Here is a 2,508-nt window from a genome sequence, read left to right as displayed (position 1 = left end):
GGGCGCGCGGTGCGGGTGCCGGACCGTCGGCGCGGCGCCCGCGGGACCGGACAGCGACGCCCAGGTACGACACGAGCACCAGCGCCAGCGCTCCCGCGCCCACGACCGGCAGCAGCTCGCGGGGGAACAGGGTGTCGTAGATGTAGTGCTCGTTGAACCCGCCCTCAAGCGGAGGCAGGCCGCGCATCCGGCGCAGGTGGTCCTCGGCCAGTGTCAGCGGGCACGGCAACGGCAGCACGTTGACGGCCACACCCCAGCAGGCCAGCGGCACGTGCCACACGAGAACACGCGGCCGGTACCACGCCAGGAAACCCCCGAGCCCGATGAACAGCAGCGCCGCGAAGTGCACGGCGGTCGTCAGGACGGTCAGCAACCCCAGCATCGCTCCACCCGTTCCGCCCCGCGAACGCGGGCCGTGTCCCGGTCGCGCCCGCCGGGCGTGCCGCGTGCCGAACGCACACCACGACAGGCGATCACCACCCACCGTACTCGCGCACGGCGCGCACGGGGACGGATACGAGCGGTCCGCACCGGGCAGAGCAGGCCCCGGCCGGGTGGGCGGTCCTCGACACACTCACCCGGCCCGGGCCGGGCCGCACCGTCCGGCCGGGTGGCCGGGTGGCCGGGTGGCCGGGTGGCCGGGTACGCGATCGTCAGGCGAGGCCGAGGTCGTCCAAGCCGAGCAGGGAGCGGTAGGCCAGGCCCTCCTTCTCGATGGCCTCCCGCGCGCCGGTGTCCCGGTCGACCACGGTGGCCACGCCGACGACCGTCGCGCCCGCCTCGCGCAGGGCCTCGACGGCGGTGAGCACGCTGCCGCCCGTGGTGGAGGTGTCCTCGACGGCGAGCACGCGCTGGCCCGCGACCTCCATGCCCTCGATGCGGCGCTGCGTGCCGTGCTCCTTGAGCGACTTGCGCACGACGAAGGCGTCGAGGACCACGTCCTCGGCCGCGGCGGAATGCAGCATCGCCGTGGCCACGGGGTCGGCGCCGAGCGTCAGCCCGCCCACGGCCACGTAGTCCCAATCGGCGGTGAGCTGCCGCAACAAGGTGCCGATCAGCGGGGCCGCCGCGTGGTGGAGAGTCGCCCGGCGCAGGTCGACGTAGTAATCGGCCTCGGCGCCCGAGGCGAGGCGCACCCGGCCGCGGATCACGCACAGTTCGGTGACCAGCCGGGCCAGTTCGATCGTCGCTGCTCGGTCGGGGGAAGGGGTCTGGTTCGCCACAGGGGCCAAGTCTGACACGACCCCCGGCGTCACGTGCGATCGCGACCCGCGAAGCGGCCGCCCAGGCGCCGCACCAGGCCACGCGGCAGGAACCTCGCGACCGTGGCGACCACCTTGTACCGCTTGCTCGGGACCGAGACGACCCGGCCCGCGCGCAGATCGGCCAGCGCCTCGTCGACCACCCGCCCGGCGTCGAGCCAGAACACCGAAGGGCCGGACTTCTCCAGCCCCGCGCGCTCGTGGAACTCGGTGTGCGTGAATCCCGGGCACAGCGCCAGCACCCGCACGCCGCTCCCGTGCAGCGACGAGGCCAGCCCGTCGGAGAACGAGGTCACCCACGCCTTGCTGGCGGTGTAGGTGGAGCCGCGGCCCGAGAAGAATCCGGCCACGCTGGACACGTTGATCACGTCCCCCCTGCCACGCTCCAGCATCGTGGGCACCGCCGCCCTGGTCAGCCGCAGCACGGCGGTGACGTTGACGTCGAGCTGGCGCTGTAGTGCCTCCGCGGTGGCGGTCCAGAACTCCCCGGACAGGCCCAGGCCCGCGTTGTTGACCAGCATGTCCACGCCGTCGGCCAGGCGCCGCTCGACCGCGGACCTGCCCTGCTCGGTGGCCAGGTCCGCGATGATCGTCTCGACGGTCACCGGATGGGCGTCTCCGAGTCGGCGGGCACGGTCGTCGAGCCGTTCCGCGTCCCGCGCGACGAGGACGAGATCGAAGCCCTCGGTGGCGAGCCGCTCCGCGAACACCGCCCCGATGCCCGCGGTGGCTCCCGTGATCAGTGCGACCGGCATGGCCGCACACTACCGCCCTGACGATCACCCCGCCGGTGACAGGCAGTATGTTTCGACATGCGGTAACCGCGAGCCTCACCCGACCGAGGAATGACTCCCCATGGAGAACGGTGCCTTCGACTACCTGTCGTTCGTCCGTGGCTTCATCGCGGCGACCGACCATGCCGACCCCGCGAGCCCCGGCTTCCCGGCCCGCGCCGGAACCGACCCCGGCTCCTACGCCGAGGGCTACGCGGCCGGTTCCGAGCCGGTGGAGCACACCGTGACCTACCGGGAGCTGTCGGCGCAGGACGGTGGCAGGTTCACCGGCACCCTCGACCTGTCCGGCACGGGCGGTCTCCCGGACGACGCCCCTCCCCGAAAGGACCCACCGCCCCCGAACGATCCACCTCCCCGGATCGTCGGCGAACTCGGGGTGGCGCCGCCGGAGCAGGACGCCGACGGACGTGGCCGTGCCCGAGCGGCGCGCGGCCCCGTGCGGGGCGGCGAGG

Annotated in this window: 4 protein-coding genes; 1 reads left to right on the top strand and 3 read right to left on the bottom strand. The window is 73.5% G+C overall.

The window, feature by feature from the left end; all coding sequences use genetic code 11:
* The 3 genes from SACSA_RS20805 to SACSA_RS0100195 all read right to left on the bottom strand — a co-directional run.
* On the bottom strand, window positions 1-382 hold a 382-nt coding region (locus SACSA_RS20805; protein WP_019812529.1), incomplete at its 3' end, for a DUF2784 domain-containing protein.
* A 271-nt stretch (window positions 383-653) separates the two neighbouring features.
* On the bottom strand, window positions 654-1,241 hold the full coding sequence (gene pyrE / locus SACSA_RS0100200; RefSeq protein ID WP_048876274.1) for an orotate phosphoribosyltransferase: 588 nt from the start codon (window positions 1,239-1,241) through the stop codon (window positions 654-656).
* Window positions 1,242-1,252: 11 nt separating this feature from the next.
* Complete coding sequence (locus SACSA_RS0100195; protein WP_019812525.1) at window positions 1,253-2,017, bottom strand: SDR family NAD(P)-dependent oxidoreductase; 765 nt, start codon at window positions 2,015-2,017, stop codon at window positions 1,253-1,255.
* Between the two features lie 100 nt (window positions 2,018-2,117).
* Between SACSA_RS0100195 and SACSA_RS25490 the strand changes: the two genes are divergently transcribed.
* The coding region (locus SACSA_RS25490) for a hypothetical protein (protein ID WP_019812523.1) at window positions 2,118-2,508 on the top strand (391 nt) is incomplete at its 3' end.

Origin of the sequence: Saccharomonospora saliphila YIM 90502 (assembly GCF_000383795.1) — a bacterium.
Classification (GTDB): Bacteria; Actinomycetota; Actinomycetes; order Mycobacteriales; family Pseudonocardiaceae; genus Saccharomonospora; species Saccharomonospora saliphila.
This window is presented reverse-complemented; position numbering and strand designations above follow the sequence as displayed.